This window comes from Pseudomonas sp. NBB (assembly GCF_032701105.1).
Classification (GTDB): Bacteria; Pseudomonadota; Gammaproteobacteria; order Pseudomonadales; family Pseudomonadaceae; genus Aquipseudomonas; species Aquipseudomonas asiatica.
In genome coordinates, this window is record NZ_CP103994.1 from 5,647,092 (window position 1) to 5,667,972 (window position 20,881).

Annotated in this window: 17 protein-coding genes; 7 read left to right on the plus strand and 10 right to left on the minus strand. The window is 63.8% G+C overall.

The window, feature by feature from the left end:
- Complete coding sequence (locus tag NY023_RS26010) at positions 1–819, minus strand: HDOD domain-containing protein (protein ID WP_169774634.1); 819 nt, start codon at positions 817–819, stop codon at positions 1–3.
- Positions 820–1,010: 191 nt separating this feature from the next.
- Here NY023_RS26010 and NY023_RS26015 point away from each other — a divergent pair, with 191 nt between their 5' ends.
- From NY023_RS26015 to ilvD, 3 genes are all read left to right on the plus strand, one after another.
- Positions 1,011–1,550, plus strand: coding sequence for a type 1 glutamine amidotransferase domain-containing protein (locus NY023_RS26015; RefSeq protein ID WP_013974647.1), 540 nt, complete (start codon positions 1,011–1,013; stop codon positions 1,548–1,550).
- 201 nt (positions 1,551–1,751) lie between these two features.
- Entirely contained in the window at positions 1,752–2,948 is a 1,197-nt protein-coding gene (locus tag NY023_RS26020; RefSeq protein ID WP_013974648.1) for a class I SAM-dependent rRNA methyltransferase, read from the plus strand.
- A 271-nt stretch (positions 2,949–3,219) separates the two neighbouring features.
- Positions 3,220–5,061: a dihydroxy-acid dehydratase gene (ilvD, locus tag NY023_RS26025; protein ID WP_013974649.1), complete on the plus strand. Its 1,842-nt coding sequence runs from the start codon at positions 3,220–3,222 to the stop codon at positions 5,059–5,061.
- Positions 5,062–5,129: 68 nt separating this feature from the next.
- Here the strand turns inward: ilvD and NY023_RS26030 are convergent, their stop codons facing one another.
- Positions 5,130–5,984 carry a LysR family transcriptional regulator gene (locus NY023_RS26030; protein ID WP_013974650.1) on the minus strand — a complete coding sequence of 285 codons (855 nt, stop codon included), beginning with the start codon at positions 5,982–5,984 and terminating at the stop codon, positions 5,130–5,132.
- A 138-nt stretch (positions 5,985–6,122) separates the two neighbouring features.
- On the opposite strand from NY023_RS26030, the gene NY023_RS26035 reads away from it, so the two are divergent.
- On the plus strand, positions 6,123–6,791 hold the full coding sequence (locus NY023_RS26035) for an FMN-dependent NADH-azoreductase (RefSeq protein WP_024087862.1): 669 nt from the start codon (positions 6,123–6,125) through the stop codon (positions 6,789–6,791).
- A 9-nt stretch (positions 6,792–6,800) separates the two neighbouring features.
- On the opposite strand, the gene NY023_RS26040 is transcribed toward NY023_RS26035, so the two are convergent.
- Positions 6,801–7,856, minus strand: coding sequence for a phosphorylcholine phosphatase (locus tag NY023_RS26040; RefSeq protein ID WP_013974652.1), 1,056 nt, complete (start codon positions 7,854–7,856; stop codon positions 6,801–6,803).
- A gap of 244 nt (positions 7,857–8,100) precedes the next feature.
- Between NY023_RS26040 and NY023_RS26045 the strand changes: the two genes are divergently transcribed.
- Positions 8,101–9,492, plus strand: coding sequence for an L-cystine transporter (locus NY023_RS26045; RefSeq protein WP_013974653.1), 1,392 nt, complete (start codon positions 8,101–8,103; stop codon positions 9,490–9,492).
- A gap of 141 nt (positions 9,493–9,633) precedes the next feature.
- Here NY023_RS26045 and NY023_RS26050 read toward each other — a convergent pair whose 3' ends face one another.
- Entirely contained in the window at positions 9,634–10,149 is a 516-nt protein-coding gene (locus NY023_RS26050) for a dihydrofolate reductase (protein WP_013974654.1), read from the minus strand.
- A gap of 54 nt (positions 10,150–10,203) precedes the next feature.
- Between NY023_RS26050 and NY023_RS26055 the strand changes: the two genes are divergently transcribed.
- Together NY023_RS26055 and NY023_RS26060 are read left to right on the plus strand one after the other, a co-directional pair.
- Positions 10,204–11,595, plus strand: coding sequence for a DUF2868 domain-containing protein (locus NY023_RS26055; RefSeq protein WP_024087865.1), 1,392 nt, complete (start codon positions 10,204–10,206; stop codon positions 11,593–11,595).
- A complete protein-coding gene (locus NY023_RS26060) occupies positions 11,588–12,952 on the plus strand; it encodes a GTPase/DUF3482 domain-containing protein (RefSeq protein WP_038410220.1) in 1,365 nt (454 codons plus the stop codon). The genes NY023_RS26055 and NY023_RS26060 overlap by 8 nt, the downstream gene beginning before the upstream one ends.
- Before the next feature lie 125 nt (positions 12,953–13,077).
- On the opposite strand, the gene NY023_RS26065 is transcribed toward NY023_RS26060, so the two are convergent.
- From NY023_RS26065 to NY023_RS26090, 6 genes are all read right to left on the minus strand, one after another.
- Positions 13,078–13,626: a phosphonate degradation HD-domain oxygenase gene (locus NY023_RS26065; RefSeq protein WP_024087867.1), complete on the minus strand. Its 549-nt coding sequence runs from the start codon at positions 13,624–13,626 to the stop codon at positions 13,078–13,080.
- 49 nt (positions 13,627–13,675) lie between these two features.
- Positions 13,676–14,701 carry a putative 2-aminoethylphosphonate ABC transporter substrate-binding protein gene (locus NY023_RS26070; RefSeq protein ID WP_013974658.1) on the minus strand — a complete coding sequence of 342 codons (1,026 nt, stop codon included), beginning with the start codon at positions 14,699–14,701 and terminating at the stop codon, positions 13,676–13,678.
- 18 nt (positions 14,702–14,719) lie between these two features.
- The gene (locus NY023_RS26075) at positions 14,720–16,444 is read right to left on the minus strand and encodes a putative 2-aminoethylphosphonate ABC transporter permease subunit (RefSeq protein WP_013974659.1); all 1,725 of its coding nucleotides are present in this window, start codon (positions 16,442–16,444) and stop codon (positions 14,720–14,722) included.
- A gap of 1 nt (position 16,445) precedes the next feature.
- Positions 16,446–17,504 carry a putative 2-aminoethylphosphonate ABC transporter ATP-binding protein gene (locus tag NY023_RS26080; protein ID WP_013974660.1) on the minus strand — a complete coding sequence of 353 codons (1,059 nt, stop codon included), beginning with the start codon at positions 17,502–17,504 and terminating at the stop codon, positions 16,446–16,448.
- A 213-nt stretch (positions 17,505–17,717) separates the two neighbouring features.
- Positions 17,718–18,581, minus strand: coding sequence for a LysR family transcriptional regulator (locus NY023_RS26085; RefSeq protein ID WP_013974661.1), 864 nt, complete (start codon positions 18,579–18,581; stop codon positions 17,718–17,720).
- 9 nt (positions 18,582–18,590) lie between these two features.
- The gene (locus tag NY023_RS26090) at positions 18,591–20,804 is read right to left on the minus strand and encodes a heavy metal translocating P-type ATPase (RefSeq protein WP_013974662.1); all 2,214 of its coding nucleotides are present in this window, start codon (positions 20,802–20,804) and stop codon (positions 18,591–18,593) included.
- Positions 20,805–20,881: the final 77 nt, after the last annotated feature.

Below are 20,881 nucleotides of genomic sequence, written 5' to 3' on the forward strand. Positions count from 1 at the left end.
TCAGTGCCCGCCCATCTCGCGAATGTTCTGCTTGAGGTTCTCGAAATCGTATTCCGACAAACCAATGTAATCGAGCACCAGCGGGCCAACCACACTCCATTCGTGGTCCACGGCCTGGCTGCCCAGCACCCGGTACGATGCGCAGATGTGCTCGGCCATCTTCAGCACTGCCAGCAGGTTTTTCAGTTGGCTCTGGGTATTGCGCGCGCTCTCGTCGCGGAACACCGCCAGGGCGTTGTGGTGGTTGGCAATGGCCGCGCTGAGGTGCTCGGGCAGGCGCCAGGACTTGGCCGTGAAATAGCCGACCACCGAATGATTGGTGTTGAACACGCGGTTTTCGGTGTCGACCACGCGGGTTTCCTCGTCGGCCTTGGCATAGGCGTCCTCCAGCACATCCATATAGTTGGGGAAGCGCTTGAGCATCAGCGGCACGCCACAGTCATGGAACAGGCCCAGGGTATAGGCCTCGTCTGCCGCCTGGATGCCGGTGCGCTTGGCCAGAGTGAGGCAGGTCATCGCCACGTCCTGGGCAGTGTCCCAGAAGCGGTTGAGGGTAACGATGGTCTCGTCGGTCATTTCACCCTTGATCGACTGGGCGTTGATCAGGTTGATGATCGAACGGCTGCCCAGCAGGTTCACCGCGCGCTGGATCGAACCGATCTTGTTGGAAAGGCCGAAATGCGGGGAATTGACCAGCTTGAGCAAGGCGCCCGAGAGGCCCGGGTCCTGGGAAATCAGCTTGGCGATGGTTTCCAGGTCCGGGTCAGGCATGTACTGCTCGAACTGCAGGTCGACCATTATCTGCGGTTGCGGCGGGATGGTGATGCCTTGCAAGGCTTGCTGGATCTGTTCGGCGCTGAGTTCTTGGGACATACGTGCACACTCGTTTGGGACCGGCGATTCTAACCCTCCAGACCGGAAATGGACCAACCACTGAATCGTTGCGCCGGAACTTTACTCTATCCATGCGGGCCTCTCTCTCATATTCATCAAGGAAAGGAGCAAGGCCCATGAGTGCAGAACTGAACGGCAAGCGAGTGGCTTTCCTGGTCACCGACGGCTTCGAGCAAGTGGAGCTGACAGGCCCTCGCGAGGCCCTGGAACAGAGCGGCGCGGTGGTGGACATCCTCAGCGACAAAGAGGGAACGGTACGCGGCTGGAACCACGACCAGCCGGCTGACGCATTCGCCGTGGACGCAACCTTCGAAAGCGCCCACCTGGATCTCTACGATGCTCTGGTGCTGCCCGGTGGCGTGCAAAACTCTGACACGATTCGGTTGATTCCCGCTGCGCAGAAACTGGTGAAAAGCCACGATTCGGCTGGCAAGCCGCTGGCGGTGATCTGTCATGGTGGCTGGTTGCTGGTGTCCTGCGGGTTGGCCAAGGGCAGGCGGCTGACCAGCTACAAAACCCTGCAGGACGACATCCGCAATGCCGGCGGAGACTGGGTGGATGAAGAAGTGGTGGTCGATGGCAACCTGATCACAAGCCGCCAGCCCGATGACATTCCGGCGTTCAACCGGCAGTTGATCAAGGCATTGGCAGCCTGACGTCATCTCATGGCCTACGCGAGACCTGTAGGAGCGGCCTTGTGTCGCGAAAGGGCCGCAAAGCGGCCCCGGCAATCAATGCAGCGCTGCTGAAACCCTGGGGCTGCTGCGCAGCCCTTTCGCGACACAAGGCCGCTCCCACAACGGGCATGCGGCCCGGCAACAGGCTATAATCCCGCTCTTTTTTCCCGGAGCGACGTCATGTCCCTGCCCAGCCTACGCCTCAAAGCCAATGCCGACCGCCGCCTGCGCGCCGGCCACCTGTGGGTCTACAGCAACGAAGTCGACGTCAGTGCGACCCCGCTGCAAGGCTTCCAGGCCGGCCAGCAGGCTGTTCTCGAGGCAGCCAACGGCAAGCCGCTAGGCATCGTCGCACTGAGCCCGAACAATCTGATCTGCGCCCGCCTGCTGTCGCGCGACGCCAAGCTGCCGCTGGACAAGTCGCTGCTGGTGCACCGCCTGAACGTCGCCCTGTCGCTGCGTCAGCGCCTGTTCGACCAACCGTGCTACCGCCTGGTCTATGGCGATTCCGACCTGTTGCCAGGCCTGGTTGTCGACCGCTTCTTCGACATCCTCGTAGTGCAATTGGCCTCCGCCACCATGGAAGCACATAAGGACGACGTGATTGCAGCCCTGGTACAGGTGCTCAAGCCAAGCGGCATCCTGTTCAAGAACGACTCCTCCGCGCGAGATGCCGAAGGCCTGCAGCGCTATGTCGAAACCGTCTATGGCGAGGTGCCGGACTGGGTGCCGCTGGAAGAAAACGGCGTCAAGTTCGAAGCCCCGGTACGCGAAGGCCAGAAGACCGGCTGGTTCTACGACCACCGCATGAACCGTGCACGCCTGGCGCCGTACGTGAAAGGCAAGCGCGTGCTCGACCTGTTCAGCTACATCGGTGGCTGGGGCGTGCAGGCCGGTGCCTTCGGCGCCAGCGAAGTGTTCTGCGTCGATGCCTCGGGCTTTGCCCTGGACGGCGTCGAGCGTAACGCCGCCCTGAACGGCATCAGCGAGAAACTGACCTGCATCGAAGGCGATGTGTTCGAGGCGCTGCGCGAACTGAAGGCCGCCGAAGAGCGCTTCGACGTGATCATTGCCGACCCACCCGCCTTCATCAAGCGCAAGAAAGACCTGAAGAACGGCGAAGCGGCCTACCGCCGCCTGAACGAGCAGGCCATGCGCATGCTGACCAAGGATGGCATCCTGGTCAGCGCCTCGTGCTCGATGCACCTGCCCGAGGACGACCTGCACAACATCCTGCTGACCAGCGCCCGTCACCTGGACCGCAACCTGCAGTTGCTCGAACGCGGCGGCCAAGGCCCCGACCACCCGGTGCACCCGGCCATCGCCGAAACCCGCTACATCAAGAGCATCACCTGCCGGTTGCTGCCAAACAGCTGATATCCGCTAATAAGGGCCGCCAAGCGGCCCTTTCCTGCTGCAATCTCCCCGCCAGCTATCCACATCTGCATTCCCTCGCCGCGCCAGCGGTGTAGAATCGGCCTATTCATCGCCAGTCATCCCCGGCGGGTTTATGAGCTCTGCCCAAGCACGCGGCGATCCCGCGCGGTCTTCGGCCCCATCCGTGCCAGTGGCAACCGGCCTGCGGTACAAAGGACAAGAGAAGCTCACTCCCCTTTTTGTGACCTGATTAAGCCGCCAGGAGTGTTTCATGCCTGATTATCGTTCCAAGACTTCCACCCAAGGCCGCAACATGGCCGGCGCCCGTGCCCTGTGGCGCGCCACCGGGATGAAGGACGAAGATTTCAAGAAACCGATCATCGCCATCGCCAACTCGTTCACCCAGTTTGTCCCGGGCCACGTGCACCTGAAGGACCTGGGCCAGCTGGTCGCCCGCGAAATCGAACGCACCGGTGGCGTGGCCAAGGAATTCAACACCATCGCGGTCGATGACGGCATCGCCATGGGCCACGACGGCATGCTCTACTCGCTGCCAAGCCGCGAGATCATCGCCGACGCCGTGGAGTACATGGTCAACGCCCATTGCGCCGACGCCATCGTGTGCATCTCCAACTGCGACAAGATCACCCCCGGCATGCTGATGGCCGCCCTGCGCCTGAACATCCCGGTAATCTTCGTCTCCGGCGGCCCGATGGAAGCCGGCAAGACCAAGCTGGCCAGCCACGGCCTGGACCTGGTCGACGCCATGGTCATTGCCGCCGACTCCTCGGCTTCCGACGAAAAAGTCGCCGAATACGAGCGCAGCGCCTGCCCTACCTGCGGTTCGTGCTCCGGCATGTTCACCGCCAACTCGATGAACTGCCTGACCGAAGCCCTGGGCCTGGCCCTGCCGGGCAACGGTTCGACCCTGGCCACCCACGCCGACCGCGAGCAGTTGTTCCTCACTGCCGGCCGCACCATCGTCGAGCTGTGCAAGCGCTACTACGGCGAGAACGATGAGTCGGTACTGCCGCGCAACATCGCTAACTTCAAGGCGTTCGAGAACGCCATGATGCTCGACATCGCCATGGGCGGCTCGACCAACACCATCCTGCACCTGCTGGCTGCCGCCCAGGAAGCCGAGGTGGCGTTCGACCTGCGTGACATCGACCGCCTGTCGCGCAAGGTGCCGCAGCTGTGCAAGGTTGCGCCGAACATTCAGAAATATCACATGGAAGACGTGCACCGTGCCGGCGGCATCTTCAGTATCCTCGGCTCGCTGGCCCGTGGCGGCCTGCTGCACACCGACCTGCCGACCGTGCACAGCCGTAGCATGGAAGAAGCCATCGCCAAGTGGGACATCACCCAGACCGATGACGAAGCCGTGCACACCTTCTTCAAGGCTGGCCCTGCCGGCATTCCGACCCAGACGGCATTCAGCCAGTCGACCCGCTGGCCGAGCCTGGACCTGGATCGTGCCGAAGGCTGCATCCGCAGTGTCGAGCACGCCTATTCGCAGGAAGGCGGCCTGGCCGTGCTGTACGGTAACATCGCGCTGGATGGCTGCGTGGTGAAAACCGCCGGTGTCGACGAGTCGATCCTGGTGTTCGAAGGCACCGCGAAGATCTTCGAGAGCCAGGACAGCGCCGTACGCGGCATCCTCGCCGACGAAGTGAAGGCCGGCGACATCGTGATCATCCGCTACGAAGGCCCGAAAGGTGGCCCGGGCATGCAGGAAATGCTGTACCCGACCTCGTACCTGAAGTCCAAGGGCCTGGGCAAGGCTTGCGCCCTGCTCACCGACGGCCGCTTCTCGGGCGGCACCTCGGGCCTGTCGATCGGCCACGCCTCGCCGGAAGCCGCCGCTGGCGGTGCAATCGGCCTGGTGCGCGACGGCGACAAGGTGCTGATCGACATCCCGAATCGTTCGATCAACCTGCAGGTCAGCGATGAAGAGCTGGCTGAGCGCCGTGTCGAACAGGACAAGAAAGGCTGGAAACCGGCTGAAGTACGCCCACGCAAGGTGACCACCGCGCTGAAGGCCTACGCCCTGCTGGCGACCAGTGCCGACAAGGGTGCTGTGCGTAACAAGGCGATGCTGGAAGGGCTGTAAGGCTTCCTGGCGTTTGAAAAGCCGGCGCCTTGTGCGCCGGTTTTTTCATGGCTATGAAAAATGCTCGATCAAAGCTCACCCCGCGCAGCGCATTGGCGCAATTGCGCCAGCAACAGAGCAACTGAACGCTTCGGCTTCGCTGTCGATGTCAAAATGAACTGCGCATGAGGAAGGGGGGGCAACGTTGGCACTTCCTGTAAACCTGAAGCCAGTGCAGACGATCGGGTGATTGGCGTTACACCCAGCCCACCGCTGACAGCGGTCATCAGCCCACCGGCACTTGGGCTCTGGCAAACGATCCGCCATTGTCGCCCCGCACGCGCCAGGGCTTCGATGGCTGCAGCACGATATGGGCATTGATCGGAAAACACCGCCAAGGGTATCGGGGCAGTTGCATCATCGGGGTTCACTGCAACCGGCCCTGTCGCCCAGACCAAAGGCTCGGACCAAAGCAGTTCGCCTCGGTCCTCATCGCCGCAACTGCTTCCCAATACGATATCGAGCCCACCCGATTGCAGAAGGGCAAGCAGATCACCGGTCAGGCCGACTTTCAGGGAGATCTCTGCATCGGGATGTGTCACCGAGAATCGACGCAGACAGTCGATGATGGGCGGTTTCACCACCTCCTCGCTCAACCCGACAAACACTGTACCTGACACCCGACGGCCTGCGCCAAGGCTCGCGCGAGCATCATCATGCAGCGCCAGAATCGTGCGGGCATACCCCGCCAGGCGAGCACCTGCCGGCGTCAGGCTGACCGAACGGGTCGTGCGCTCCAGCAATTTTTGCCCAGCTTCGCTCTCAAGCCGCCTGATGTGAGCGCTGATCGCCGACTGCGTTAGGTGCAGTCTTTGCGCTGCACGCGTGAAACCACCGCTGTCGGCAACGGCAAGCAGGCTACGCAAAAGCACAGGGTCGAACACAGATTAATCACCTAGCTCACTCAATATGCAGAGCATACGTGATTTCTATAACCAATCATTCTGAATCAAACTTGCACTTAACACCTGAGCGAACGAACGCCAGGGAAAGTGCCCTCAATGCTGACAAGGAAACGCCCCATGGTTGAACGTATTTTGTATGTCTGTGCATCACCGAGAGGCGAGCGGTCCGTTTCCACCCAGATTGCAGACGTGTTTCTGACCGCATTGGCCAAGCGCAAAGCCGTAGAAATTGACCGCCTGGACCCTTGGGAATGCGAACTCCCGGAGGTAGATGGCGCTTTGCTCGCGGCAAAATACGCAGGCCTTGCCGATGTCCCGTTGTCGAGCGAACAGGTCGCGGCATGGGAGCAGATCAAGGCACTCGCTGAACGGTTCCACCGGGCTGATACCTTGGTGTTCAGCGTACCGCTGTGGAATTTCGGCATCCCGTACAAGCTCAAGCATCTGATCGACGCAATTTCGCACAAAGGCGTCCTGTTCACCTTCGATGAGCAAGGGTTGAATGGCATGCTGGGCGGACGTCGAGCTGTTGCAATCTACTCCCGTGGACTTGGTTACGGCTCTGACTCACAGACACCCGACCAGGCTTTTGGACTGGAAAAACCCTTCATCGATACGTGGTTCCGCTTCGTCGGGATTAACCAGGTGCACAGTGTCGTGGTCGAACAGACGCTTGGCCCGGTGGGGGCCAGCGTCCGTGCAAGCGCCATCGAAGCAGTGACCTTGTTGGCACAGAACATCGATCAGGAAGCGGCCCGGACTCTCATCGTGGGCCGCAACGGCTGACAGGCCTCGTTACTGGATCTGCTCCGGTGTCACGATCACCCAGTTCTTGTCTGCTGTCACCGGCAGCCCTTCCTTGGCCTGCGCCGCTGCATTCCTGGCAATCATCCCGTTCATCTGGTCCATGTACTTGGCCTTGCGATTTATCCACAGGTGGATGCCACCTTTGCCCACATCCACCCCATGAAACTGCATGTAGCCATCGCTGGTCGGTGTGTCGCCCCCCACGAGTACCGGTTTCTTCCACTCATCGATATAGGTGAGGATCGCCGCCTGCTTGCCCGCCATCCAGGTGGCCGGAGTCCACAGGTACGGGGTCAGCTCCAGCCCCAGGTTGGCCTTGGCATCATAGTGCCCGGCGCTGATCTGCTTGCGTGCGGTGGTCAACTGGCCGCTGGCACGGTCCTTCAGCAACAGGCTGACGCCAATCACGTTCTGCGGCTTCACGTTGTAGCCATACTTGGGGTCCGACGCGACCATGCGCACCAGTTCCTCTGAGGCCGCGGAAATCACATAGACCTCGATACCGTTCTCCATGAGCTTGTTGTACAGCTCAGCCTGGCCCTGGAAGACCTTGGGGGGCTGTACCTCGATGGTCTTGACCTGATCGCCTTCGTAATAGGTGCTGGGGATCGGCTTGCCGGAGGCCATCAGCTCATCCACCTGCACTTTCAGCTCCTGTAGGGTAAAGCCGGAGAACACCTGGGCCACCCACGGGTAGCAGACCATGTCATCGACTTCGCACAGACGGTAGTAGTAACTGAACAGGCTTTCCTTATGTTCGGCGGTGTCCTTGAACGGCATCAGCTTCAACGACGGGTCGAGCTTGTCACGGCTCAACAGGCCCTTGTTTTCCATGAAAGGCAGCAAGGCCTCTTCAAGATCGTAGCGGTAGCTGGTGTTGTCCATGTCGAACACCGCGTAGTTACCCTTGTTGGCATTGGCGGCGATCATGCTGTCGAGCTGCTTGGCCGCCTCGGCGGGCCAGTGTTTGAGCTCGGTGGCGAAGGTTTCGATACTGAACAACAGGGACAGGCCGACGGCGACGGCTTTCGGAGCAAACTTCATGTACGAATCTCCTGAAATGACCCAGAAACGCTAGTGCAACACCCTCCGCTGGCAGCCCTCGATAACGACCTCCATGCAGTTGCAAACGCCGCGTTCATTGCAATCCGCGACACATCGTTATTCCATAAACGACTATACACATTCCATTTGGGTATAAATTCGTTTGTTTTCAGGCTGTTAGCATTTCCGTTCGCAATCGCTCACAGGGGCGATGCCTCTTCTGCTTTTTTCTGCTGGAGCTTCAATGAACCTGCCGCTGTCCCTTAACCTGCTGGCGTTCCTGGCCCTGTTGCTGGGCCTGGCACAAACCCGCCGCACCGACTGGAGCCTGGCCAAGAAGGTATTGCTGGGCCTGGTGCTGGGCGTGGTGTTCGGCCTGATCCTGCATACCGTCTATGGCGCGGGCCACCCTGTGCTCAAGGCCACCATCGCCTGGCTCGACCTGGTCGGCAACGGCTACGTCGGCTTGCTGCAGATGATCGTCATGCCGCTGATCTTCGCCTCGATCCTCAGTGCAGTGGCGCGCCTGCACAATGCCTCGTCGTTGGGCCGCATCAGTGTGCTGAGCATCGGCACCCTGCTGCTGACTACCGCCATCGCTGCGTTGATCGGCATCGTCCTGACCAACCTGTTCGGCCTCAGCGCCGAAGGCCTGGTGGCCGGCGCCCAGGAAAGCGCGCGCATGCAGGTTATCCACAGCGACTACGCCGGCAAGGTCGCCGACCTCAACATTCCGCAACTGCTGCTGTCGTTCATCCCCAGCAACCCGGTAGGTGACTTGGCACGGGCCAAGCCGACCTCGATCATCAGCGTGGTGATCTTTGCCGTGTTCCTCGGCCTGGCCGCGCTGCAGCTGATCAAGGACGATGCCGAGAAAGGCGAACGCGCACTGTCGGCCATCGACACCCTGCAGGCCTGGGTGATACGCCTGGTGCGGGTGGTAATGAAGTTGACCCCGTATGGCGTACTGGCGCTGATGACCAAGGTGGTGGCCAGCTCGAACATGGAAGACATCCTCAAGCTGGGCAGCTTCGTGGTGGTGTCGTACCTGGGCCTGGCGCTGATGTTCGTGGTGCACGGCGTTATCCTCGCCGCCACCGGCGTGAGCCCGCTGCGCTTCTTCCGCAAGGTGTGGCCGGTGCTGACCTTCGCCTTCACCAGCCGCTCCAGCGCCGCCAGCATTCCGCTGAACATCGAAGCGCAAACCCGCCGCCTGGGCGTACCGCAGTCGATTGCCAGCTTCAGCGCATCGTTCGGTACCACCATTGGCCAGAACGGCTGCGCCGGGCTCTATCCCGCGATGCTGGCGGTGATGGTGGCGCCGGCGGTGGGCATCGATACCTTCGACCCGCTGTGGATCGCCACCCTGGTGGCCATCGTCACCTTGAGTTCGGCAGGTGTTGCCGGCGTAGGTGGCGGTGCGACTTTCGCCGCGCTGATCGTGCTGCCGGCCATGGGCTTGCCGGTGGAGCTGGTGGCGTTGCTGATTTCGGTGGAGCCGCTGATCGACATGGGCCGAACGGCGTTGAACGTGAACGGTTCGATGACCGCAGGGGTGGTGACAAGCCAACTGCTGAAAGAGACCGACAAGGATGTGCTGGCTGGCGATGAACATGCCGAGCTAAGTCATTCCTGACAGATTGCCGGGGGCGCGTTGCGCCCCTGTCGCGACACAAGGCCGCTCCTACAACGGCCCGGCGTGTGCCGATCAATGTGGGAGCGGCCTTGCCGGGGCGCCGGACCGGTCGGATAGGGCTGCAAGGCAGCCCCGGCAATCTCAAACCTTGTCCCAGACCTCGAAATGATACCCAGGCTTGCCTTCCTCAGCCTGCGCCTCGCTCGACACCAAGGTCCACTGCCCCCGATCAAACTCAGGGAACCACGCATCCCCTTCCGGCGACAACTCGACCCGCGTCAGGTACATGCGGCTGACCAGCCCTTTCTCCAGCGCCTGCCCATACAGCTGCGCCCCGCCAATCAGCATCAGCTCATCGACACCGGCCTCCCGCGCCCACTGCTCGGCACGCACCAGCGCCTCTTCCAGCGAGCCGAACACCTCGGCCCCCGCCAGTTCCAGCCCGGCCTGCCGGCTGACGACGATATTCAACCGCCCGGGCAATGGCCTGCCCAGCGAGTCCCAGGTCTTGCGCCCCATTATGATCGGCTTGCCCAGGGTGGTGGCCTTGAAGTACTTGAAGTCCCCCGGCAGATGCCAGGGCATGGAGTTGTCGATGCCGATCACGCGGTTCTCGGCGTGAGCCGCGATCAGGCTGAGGGGGAGTGATGTATTCATGCCAGCGAGGATAGCACCGGGCGTGTGGGTTATGCTTCTGCCCTGACCTGTGCAATGGAAGACCTTGTGACTGCACCCACTTCACTGGACAAGCGCTGGCTCACCGAAGCGGTACGCCTGCGCGAGGAACATGCCGGCCCCTTGGAGGACCAGGAAGCCAACCGCCGCGCCCGCCAGGCAGGCGGCGACCTGGCGGCCCGCATCGAAACCCGTGCCCTGTTCCTGGCCGAACGCGACGGCATCACCACCGCCCTGCGCCACTGGAAACAGGGCGCACGCCTGGCGCTGCTGGCCTTGCTGGTGCTGGCCGTGCTCAGCGGCGCAGGGTTGGCCCTGGCCGCCTTGAGCGACGGGCAGCGCCCGGTGAATGTGTTCTGGGCCCTCGGCAGCCTGCTCGGGCTGAACCTGCTGATGCTGCTGGGCTGGGCCATCGGCTTTGCCCTGAGCGGCGAGCATGGCGCGGGGCTGGGCCGTTTGTGGCTGTGGCTGAGCGAACGCTTTGCCCGAGACGCCAAGGCCGCGCACCTGGCACCGGCGCTGCTGGTGCTGCTGCAACGCCAGCGCCTGAACCGCTGGCTGCTCGGCCTGCTGGTGCATGGCTTGTGGCTGCTGGCGATGATCACCGCACTGGGCATGCTGCTGGCCTTGCTGGCGACCCGGCGCTATGGCTTTGTCTGGGAGACCACCCTGCTCGCCGCCGACCCGTTCATCCACCTGACCCAAGCCTTGGGCGCGCTGCCTTCGTTGCTGGGCTTCACGGTACCTGACGAGGCCATGATCCGCGCCAGCGGCGACAGCCAGCCGGCCTTGGACCTGGCGCGCCAGGCCTGGGCCAGCTGGCTGCTTGGCGTGGTGCTGGTGTACGGCCTGCTGCCGCGCCTGCTGCTGGCCGGGCTGTGCCTGTGGCGCTGGCGTCAAGGCCGCCAACGCCTGGCGCTGGACCTCAGCCTGCCCGGCTACGCGCAGCTGCGTGAAGCGCTGATGCCGCGCAGCGAACGCATCGGCGTCCAGGATGCCGCGCCCGAGGCCTTGCCGCAGTTTGCCGCTGGCCAGCTGGAGAGCGGCAGCAGCGGTGCCCTGCTGGTCGGCCTGGAGCTGGACGACCAGCACCCCTGGCCACCCGCGCTGCCAAAAAGCGTAACCAGTGCCGGCGTGCTCGACAGCCGCGAATCGCGTAACCGCCTGCTGGAACAGCTCAGCCGTTTCCCGCCAGCACGCCTGGCCATCGCTTGCGACCCGCGCCGCTCTCCCGATCGTGGCAGCCTGGCGTTGCTCGCCGAACTGGCACGCAACGCCGGTGCCACCCGTATATGGCTACTGCAGGCCGCACCGGGCGAGGCCCTGGACGCCCAGCGCCTGGGCGACTGGCACGAAGCCCTCGACCGCCTTGGCCTGGCGCATGCCGATACCTCGCCGCTGACCTGGCTGGAGCATGGCCATGACTGAGCCGCTGAAACTGGCCGTGGTCGGCCACACCAACGTCGGCAAGACCTCGCTGCTGCGCACCCTGACCCGCGACGTCGGCTTTGGCGAAGTCTCCCACCGTCCCAGCACCACCCGCCATGTGGAAGGTGCGCGGCTGTCGGTGGACGGCGAACCCTTGCTCGAGTTGTATGACACCCCTGGCCTGGAAGACGCCATTGCCCTGCTCGACTATCTCGAACGCCTGGAGCGCCCGGGCGAGCGCCTGGACGGCCCGGCCCGCCTCGAGCGCTTTCTGCAAGGCAGCGAGGCACGCCAGCGTTTCGAGCAGGAGGCCAAGGTGCTACGCCAGCTGCTGGCCAGCAATGCCGGCTTGTATGTGATCGACGCCCGCGAACCGGTGCTGGCCAAATACCGCGACGAACTGGAAGTGCTGGCCAGCTGCGGCAAGCCGCTGCTACCGGTGCTCAATTTCGTCGCCAGCCATCAGCACCGCGAGCCGCAATGGCGTGAAGCCCTTGCCAGGCTTGGGCTTCACGCGTTGGTGCGGTTCGACAGCGTGGCCCCGCCAGAGGATGGCGAGCGCCGGTTGTACGAAAGCCTGGCCCTGCTGCTGGAAGACGCCCGCCCGGCCCTGCAGCGGCTGATCGACGACCAGCTGGCACAGCGCCTGGCACGCCGCCACAGCGGCAAGCGCCTGATTGCCGAGCTGCTGCTGGACTGCGCCGCCTGCCGGCGCAGCGTCGAGGCCGAGCCGGCTGCCGAAGCCCGGGCCATCGAGGCATTGCGGCAAGAGGTGCGCCAGCGCGAACAGCGCTGTGTCGAGGCACTGCTCAAGCTGTATGCCTTCCGCCGCGAGGACGCCCATGCCAGCGACCTGCCGTTGCTGGATGGCCGTTGGGGCGATGACCTGTTCAATCCCGAAACCTTGAAGCTGCTGGGCGTGCGTTTGGGCAGCGGTGTGGCCGCCGGTGCTGCGGCGGGTGCCGGGGTGGACCTGCTGGTCGGCGGCCTGACACTGGGGGCTGCCGCCCTGGCCGGGGCAATTGCCGGCGGCGCGCTGCAGACGGCGCGCAACTATGGGTCGCGGCTGATGGGCAAGCTCAAGGGCAAGCGCGAGCTGACGGTGGACGACACGGTGTTGCGCCTGTTGGCCTTGCGTCAGCAGCAGTTGATGGTGGCGCTGGAAAACCGCGGGCATGCGGCGCAGGACAGCATTCGGCTGGGGGAACTGGATGAGAAGGCCTGGCGGGAGGGCAAGTTGCCGGAGGCGCTGAGCAAGGCGCGGGCGCATCCGCAGTGGTCCACCCTCAACCCTGGGGCGAAGCTGAACCAGGCTGAGCGGCAGGAACAGCTGGAGGCTCTGGTTTCACAATTTTGAGTGGGCAGGTCTGGCCTCTTCGCGGGTAAACCCGCTCCCACAGGTATCTCACATTCCTTGAGATGTGCACTATTCCTGTGGGAGCGGGTTCACCCGCGAAGAGGCCCGCACAGGCAGCCCACATCTCAAAGTAATGCCAAAGCCTTCCGCTTCAACCCATCCAGGTCAATCACCGCCACCCCGACCACCTTGGCCCGCTCATCCCACTCCCTCATCCGCAAGCTCACCTCGAACAGCGGATCCCGCTCGAACACATCCGCCTCGTCCTCGCTCATCACGCCCCCCTGATACTCCAAGGTCCGCCGGCTCGCTTCACTCAACCTCTGGTAATACCCAGGCTGGCGCAAAGTCAGGTAGCGCTTGGCCTCCACGTGATACTGCACCAGCCGCGCCATGCGTTCGCCGAAGCCACAGCGGCGTAAATACTCAGCGCCGATGCGCTCATGGCTGACCACGCCATAACCGCCCATGCTGGCGTCACCGCCGCACAGGTGGCCGATGTCGTGGAAGAACGCCGCCAGCACCACTTCGTCGTCGAAGCCTTCGGCCATGGCCAGTTGCGCGGCCTGGGACATGTGCTCGAGCTGGGTGATGGCTTCGCCGATGTAGTCGTCACTGCCGTGGCGTTCGTACAGCGCGAAGGTGCTGTCGATGATCTGGGCTGGGGTCGGCATCACTGTCTTCTCCTGGCTTGATTGGGTGCTGCGAAGTGGCCGGTGCAGGTTACTGCTGAGCCACCTTCTCCGACTTGCCGTCATAGCGTTTGCGCCACTCGGCCAGGATCTGGTCACGGTTCTTCGAGGCCCAGGCAAAGTCGTTCTTGATCAGGCGCTGTTCATAGTCCGCCGGCAGTTCGGTCTGCGGCTTGGCAATACCCGGGGCAGCCAGCACGGCGAAGTTCTCCTTGTACAGCTCCATGGCCGCCGGGCTTGCCGAGAAATCAGCCAGGCGCCTGGCCGCATCCGCTTTTGGCGAACCTTTGATCACCGCAGTCGCCTCGATCTCCCAGCCCAGGCCTTCCTTCGGCAGCACGATGTCCAGCGGCGCGCCCTGGCGCTTGAGCTGCACGGCCGGGTACTCGAACGAGATACCGATCGGGTATTCACCCGCTGCGGCAAGCTTGCACGGCTTGGAACCGGAATGAACGTACTGGCCGATGTTCTGGTGCAGCGCATCCATGTACGCCCAACCCTGTGGCTCGCCAAAGGTCTGCAGCCAGGCACTGACATCCAGGAAGCCGGTGCCGGACGAGGCCGGGTTCGGCATGACGATCTTGCCTTTGTACTCGGGCTTGGTCAGGTCCTGCCAGCTCACCGGCTTGCTCAGGCCCTGCTTCTCGGCCTCGATGGTATTGAAGCAGATGGTCGCGGCCCACACGTCCATACCGACCCAGGCTGGCGGGTTGGCAGCATCGCGGTAATTGGCGGCAATCTTGCCCAGGTCCTTCGGTGCGTAGGCTTCGAGCATGCCGTTCTGGTCGAGGATAGCCAGGCTGGAAGCAGCCAGGCCCCACACTGCGTCGGCTTGCGGGCGGTCTTTCTCGGCCAGCAGCTTGGCGGTGATGATGCCGGTGGAGTCACGAACCCACTTGATTTCGATGTCCGGGTTGGCCTTCTCGAAGGCCTGCTTGTAGCTCTTCAGCTGTTCGGCTTCCAGGGCGGTGTAGACCGTCAGCTGGGTGCCAGCGGCCGAAGCCTGCAGGCTGAACACGGCGGAAACGGCAGCAGCAAGTGCAAGGTGCTTGTACATGGGTAGGTTCCTTACAGGTCAGACGGTCGCGGCGCGTTGGCGCCAGGCTTGGGAGCGGCGCAGCAGGCCGCGTGAGGCTGCGGCCAGCAGCAGTGAAGCGCCGGCACTGGTCAGCAGGATCAGGGTGGACATGGCGGCGGCACCACCGACATTGCCGGCGTCATCCATGTTCAGCACGGCAACGGCAGCCAGGATGGTGTCGGGGCTGTACAGAAAGATCGCCGCCGACACGGTGGTCATCGCCGAAACGAACAGGTAGCGGATGATGTCCAGCAGCGCCGGCAGGCAGATCGGCATGGTCACCCGCAGGAAGTGCCTGTACAGCGGCGCCTTCAGCGACAGCGCGGCGGCCTCGAACTCGCCGTCGAGCTGGCGCAGGGCGGTGGTCGCGGTCATCTGCGCGGTGGTCAGGTAGTGGGCGATGGTGCACACCACCAGCAGCCCCATGCCGCCGTAGAACACATGCAGCGGGTTACCGTTCAGGTTGAAGAAGAATACGTAGCCCAGGCCCAGCACCAGGCCCGGCACGGCCATGGGGATGAAGCTGAGCAGGCGCAGCGCCTGGTTGAGCAGGCGTTGGCCCTGGGTCTTCTCCATCAGGTAGGCGCCGGTGAAGATCACGATGCTGCCGATCAGCGCGGTGCCGATGGCCATGGTCACGCTGTTGCGGTAGGCCAGCCAGCCACCACCGGCGGTGTCCTCGAACATGTAGTGACGCAGCGACAACGACAGGTTGTAGGGCCAGAACGTGACCAGCGACGAATACACCGCCATGCCGATCACCAACAGCAATGCCGCGCACACCAGCAGCACGATCGCCAGGAAGCAGGCATCACGGCCCCGCGACGGCTTGGGCTCGAACACCTGGGCACGGCCGCTCATGGCCTCGCCCTGGCGCCGACGTAGCCAGGCATCGACGGTAAAGCTGAACAGCGCCGGCAACAGCAGCACCATGCCGATCAGCGCGCCGCGGCCGAACTGCTGCTGGCCGACCACCGCCTTGTAGGCTTCCAGCGCCAGCACCTGATAGTCGCCGCCGACCACGACCGGTACACCGAAGTCGGTGACGGTCAGGGTAAATACCAGGCAGAACGCCGCGAATACTGCCTGGCGAGTGGCCGGCCAGGTGATGCTGGTGAACGCTCGCCAAGGGCCGGCACCCATGCTGGACGCTGCGTCGAACAGGCGTGCATCGGCCAGCGATAGCGCCGACAGCAGGATCATCAGGGCATGCGGGAAGGTGTAGATGGCCTCGCCCAGCACAATGCCCCAGAAGCCATAGATGTTGTCGCTGAGCAACCCGCGCAGCAGCCCCTGGTTACCGAACAGGTAGACCAGGGCGATGGCCGGCAGCATTGACGGCGCCAGCAGCGGCAGCAACGAAATCCCCCGCCACAGGCCTTTGCCCGGAATCAGCGTGCGTTGCAGGGCATAGGCGAACAGGTAGGCCAGCGGCACCACGATGGCTGCCACCGTGAAGGCCACCGACAGGCTGTTGCCCAGCAGCCAGTGGAAGTTTTCACTGGCGAACAGTTCGCGGGCCGCCAGCAGGCCGCCACCCTGGCCCGCTTCTGCGCTGAAGCCGCGCCAGAAGATCGCCAGCAGCGGCATCAGCACCGCCAGCACCAGAAGGATCAGCAGCAGGCTCTTGCCGCCGACGACGAACAACCGGTCGCCCAGGGCGACGCCAGCACGCGGCGTGGCCTTGGCCTGGCTCAGCGGCAGGGACATTGGCGCGGCCATCTCAGGCAAACACCTGCAGGCTCTGCGGCGGCAGCGCCACCCAGATGTCCTGCGAGCCCAGCCGCGGCATGGCCTCGGGAGCCAGTTCCGCCAGCAGTGCATGGCCAGGCAGCGCCTTGAGCTCGAAGCTCATGCGGCAGCGGTTACCGAGGAAGGTGATTTCACGAACCATGGCCGGGAACAGGTTTTCTTCGTGCACCGCCGGGTTGACCGTGATCGCCTCCGGGCGGCAGAACAGCCGACCGCTGCTGGGTCGGGCCGAACCTGGTGCCAGACGCATGTTCATGCCACCGACCTGGGCATGGCTGTCACTGCTGCGCTGGAACGGCAACCAGTTGCCCTGGCCGACGAACTCGGCAACGAACGGCGTGGCCGGCTGGTCGTAGATTTCCTGCGGGGTGGCGTATTGCTCGACCTGGCCGTTGTTCATCACCGCAATGCGGTCGGCCATCAGCATGGCCTCGTCCTGGTTGTGGGTGACCATCAGCGTGGTGATACCCAGCTGGCGCTGCAGCTGGCGCAGTTCGGTGCACAGGTGCTCGCGCACCCGGGCGTCCAGCGCCGACATCGGCTCGTCCAGCAGCAGCAACGACGGCGACGGTGCCAGCGCGCGGGCCAGGGCCACTCGCTGCTGTTGGCCACCGGAAAGCTGGCCGGGGTATTTCTTCTCGCTGCCGGCCAGGCCCACCAGTTCGAGCATTTCGGTCACTCGCTGGCGGGCCTGTTCACGGCCGCTGCCAGTCAGACCATAGGCGATGTTGGCTTCGACGGTGAGGTTGGGGAACAGCGCGTAGGACTGGAACAGGATGCCGTAGTCACGGGCCTGGGGTGGCAGCTCGGAGATATCGCGCTCGCCGATGTACAACGTACCGCGGTCCTGGCGCTCCAGGCCGGCGATGCAGCGCAGCAATGTGGTCTTGCCGCAGCCGGAAGGCCCGAGCAGGCACACCAGTTCGCCGGCGGCGATGTCCAGCGAGACATCGTTCAGCGCCGTGAAGGCGCCGAAGCGCTTGTGGATGTTGCGCACTTTCATCTGTGCGCCGGAGTTGGTGTGGTTCATGGCAGGGCCTCATCGAAGAGATGGGGGCCATGCTAGGAAGGCTGTGCGAAGGTTCTGTGGCTTTAGGGCAAAAGCCGGTGATAGTGGTATAGGCAGATTTTGTAGTGGTCTTCGCGGGTAAACCCGCTCCCACAGGAATCTCGCCGCATCTGAAGGCTGTGCAGTACCTGTGGGAGCGGGTTTACCCGCGAAGAAGCCAACACAGGTCTAGAACTATGAACCGGCCACTTCCTGCGCCACCCCAAGGAAGGCCGCCGGCAACCGCGCCTGCCGCCGCTCCTTCAGGCAATACAGGTACTCATGCATCACCGGCGCGTTCTCCAGCGCCAGCACCCGCAATTCAGGGTTGTGCGGCACCTCGTGCCGGGCAATCACGCTGATGCCGATATTGCGCAGCACCGCCTCGCGGATCGATTCGCGGCTGCCAATCTCCAGCAACGCCCCGGCCTTCACCCCGGCCTCTTGCATCATCTGCTCGGTCAGCTTGCGTGTGGTCGAGCCCTTCTCGCGCATCAGCAGGCAATGCCCGGCCACCACGTCAATGGACACCGCCTGGCGGTGTGCCAACGGGTGGTTGCGATGCACCGCCACCACCAACGGGTCGGTCCCCAGCACCCGCCGCACCAGCCGAGCATCTTCCAGCAGTTGCGACGAAGCGGCGATATCCACCCGGTAGTCCTCGAGCATCTCCAGTACCTGCTGCGAGTTGCCGATTTCCACCGCCACTTCCACCTGCGGCAGGCGTTCGCGGTAGATCTTCACCAGGTCGAGGATGTAGTAAGGCGCCGTGGCCGCGATGCGCAGGCTGCCCTGAGCCTGGCCACTGTTGCGCAGCTCGAACTCGATGTCGGCCTCCTGCTGCAGCAGTGCCTTGACCATCGGCAGCAGGCGCACGCCCTCCTCGCTCAGCACCAGGCGCCGCCCGCCGCGGTAGAACAGCTCCACCGCGTACTGGCTCTCCAGGTTGCGAATCTGCGTGGTCACCGTGGGCTGGCTGAGGCCGAGCTTCTTCGCCGCCAGGGTGATGCTGCCCAGGCGGGCCACCATGTAGAAGGCTTTCAGCTCCGAACTCAGCATGCACGTCCTCTATCTGCGCAACAGGCGCAAGCCGTTGAACACCACCAGCAGGCTCACGCCCATGTCGGCAAACACCGCCATCCACATGGTGGCCATGCCGGCAAAGGTGATCGCCAGGAATATCGCCTTGATGCCCAACGCCAGAACGATGTTCTGCATGAGGATCGCCGCACTTTGGCGCGACAGCCTGACGAAGGCCGGGATTTTCCGCAAGTCGTCGTCCATCAGCGCCACATCGGCGGTCTCGATGGCGGTGTCGGTACCGGCCGCCGCCATGGCAAAACCGATCTCGGCGCGGGCCAGCGCCGGGGCGTCGTTGATACCGTCACCGACCATTCCCACCCGATGGCCCTGGGCGTACAGGGTTTCGATGCTCTTGAGCTTGTCGGCAGGCAGCAGGTTGCCTTCGGCACGGTCGATACCCACCACGGTGGCGATGGCCTGGGCGGTATGCGGATTGTCACCGGTCAGCATGACAGTCTTGATGCCCAGCTCGTGCAGCTCGGCGATGGCCTGGCGACTGCTTTCCTTGACCGTGTCGGCCACCGCGAACAGCGCCAACGGGCCGGAGCGGTCGAGCAGCAGCACCACGGTCTTGCCCTGGCGCTCCAGCGCATCCAGCTGGGCCTCGAGCTCGGGCGAGCACAGCCCCAGCTCCTCGACCAGACGGTGGTTACCCAAGTGGTAAACCTCACCCGCGATGGTACCGCGCACACCGCGCCCGGCCAGGGCGGCGAAGTCATCAACCTCGCTCAAGGCCAGGCCTTGCTCCTTGCCGAACTGGGCAATGGCGCGGGAGACCGGGTGGTCGGAACGCTCGCCCAGGCTGGCGGCCAGGGCTTGCGCGCGGCCTTCGAACAGCGGCTCCAGTACCTTGGCGTCGGTCTGCACCGGCTTGCCGTGGGTGATGGTGCCGGTCTTGTCCAGGGCCAGGAAGTCCAGCTGGCGCCCGCCTTCCAGGTACACGCCACCCTTGATCAGGATGCCCTTGCGCGCGGCGGCAGCCAGGCCGCTGACGATGGTCACCGGGGTCGAGATCACCAGGGCGCATGGGCAGGCCACCACCAGCAGCACCAGGGCGCGATAGACCCAGTCGAACCAGGCACCGGCCATGAACAGCGGCGGTATCACCGCAACGGCCAGGGCAATGGCAAACACCACTGGGGTGTAGATGCGCGAGAAGCGGTCGACGAAACGCTGGGTAGGCGCCCGCACGCCTTGCGCTTCCTCGACGGCCTTGATGATCCGCGCCAGAGTCGATTGCCCGGCAGCGGCGGTAACGCGGAACTCCAGCGCCCCTGCCTGGTTGATGGTGCCGGCGAACAACTTGTCGCCCACGGCCTTTTCCACAGGCAGGCTTTCGCCGGTGATCGGCGCCTGATCGACAGTGGATTGCCCGCTGGTCACTTCACCGTCCAGGCCAATGCGTTCGCCGGGGCGCACCCGCACCAGGGCCCCGATGGCCACCTCCCGCACCTCCACTTCCCGCCATTGGCCATCGGCCTGGCGCACGGTGGCCATGTCCGGGGTGAGCTGCATCAGGCCGCCAATGGCGTTGCGCGCGCGGTCCAGCGAGCGGGCTTCGATCAGCTCGGCGACGGTGAACAGCACCATCACCATGGCCGCTTCCGGCCACTGGCCAATGAGCACCGCGCCAGTCACGGCAATGCTCATCAGCGCGTTGATGTTGAGGTTGCGGTTTTTCAGGGCGATCCAGCCCTTCTTGTAGGTACCCAGGCCACAGCCGAGAATCGCTGCCAGCGCCAGCGCCGCCACCACCCACTCCGGGGCCAGCGCGGCAAAGTGCACGATTTCGGCGGCGATCGCGGCAATACCGGACAGCGCCAGCGGCCACCAGCGGGTCTTGGCCACTTGCGGTGCGCTGGCAGTGCCATCGTCTTCGGCGCCAAGCGGCTCGGCTTTCATGCCCAGGCTGTCGATGGCCTGCTCGATTTCAGCAGTGCCACCCAGGGTGTGGCGCACGCAGAGCACACGGTTGATCAGGTTGAACTCCAGCTGCTCGATACCGGCCAGCTTGCCCAGCTTGTCCTGGATCAGGGTCTGCTCGGTAGGGCAGTCCATGGCCTCGATGCGGAAACGGCTTAACTGGGCGTGGCTGCTGGCCTTTTCGCTCAGCTGGACCAAGGCTGGCGCAGCAGCGCTGCCACAGCAGCTGTGGGCGTGGTGATCGTGCTTGTGTTCGTGGCTGACAGGCTGGTTCATGGGGTCATCCTTAATTTGAGCCTGTTGCCAAGTGAACACCCTGTAGCCACTATAGGGTCAAGCCACTTGCTGGAGAA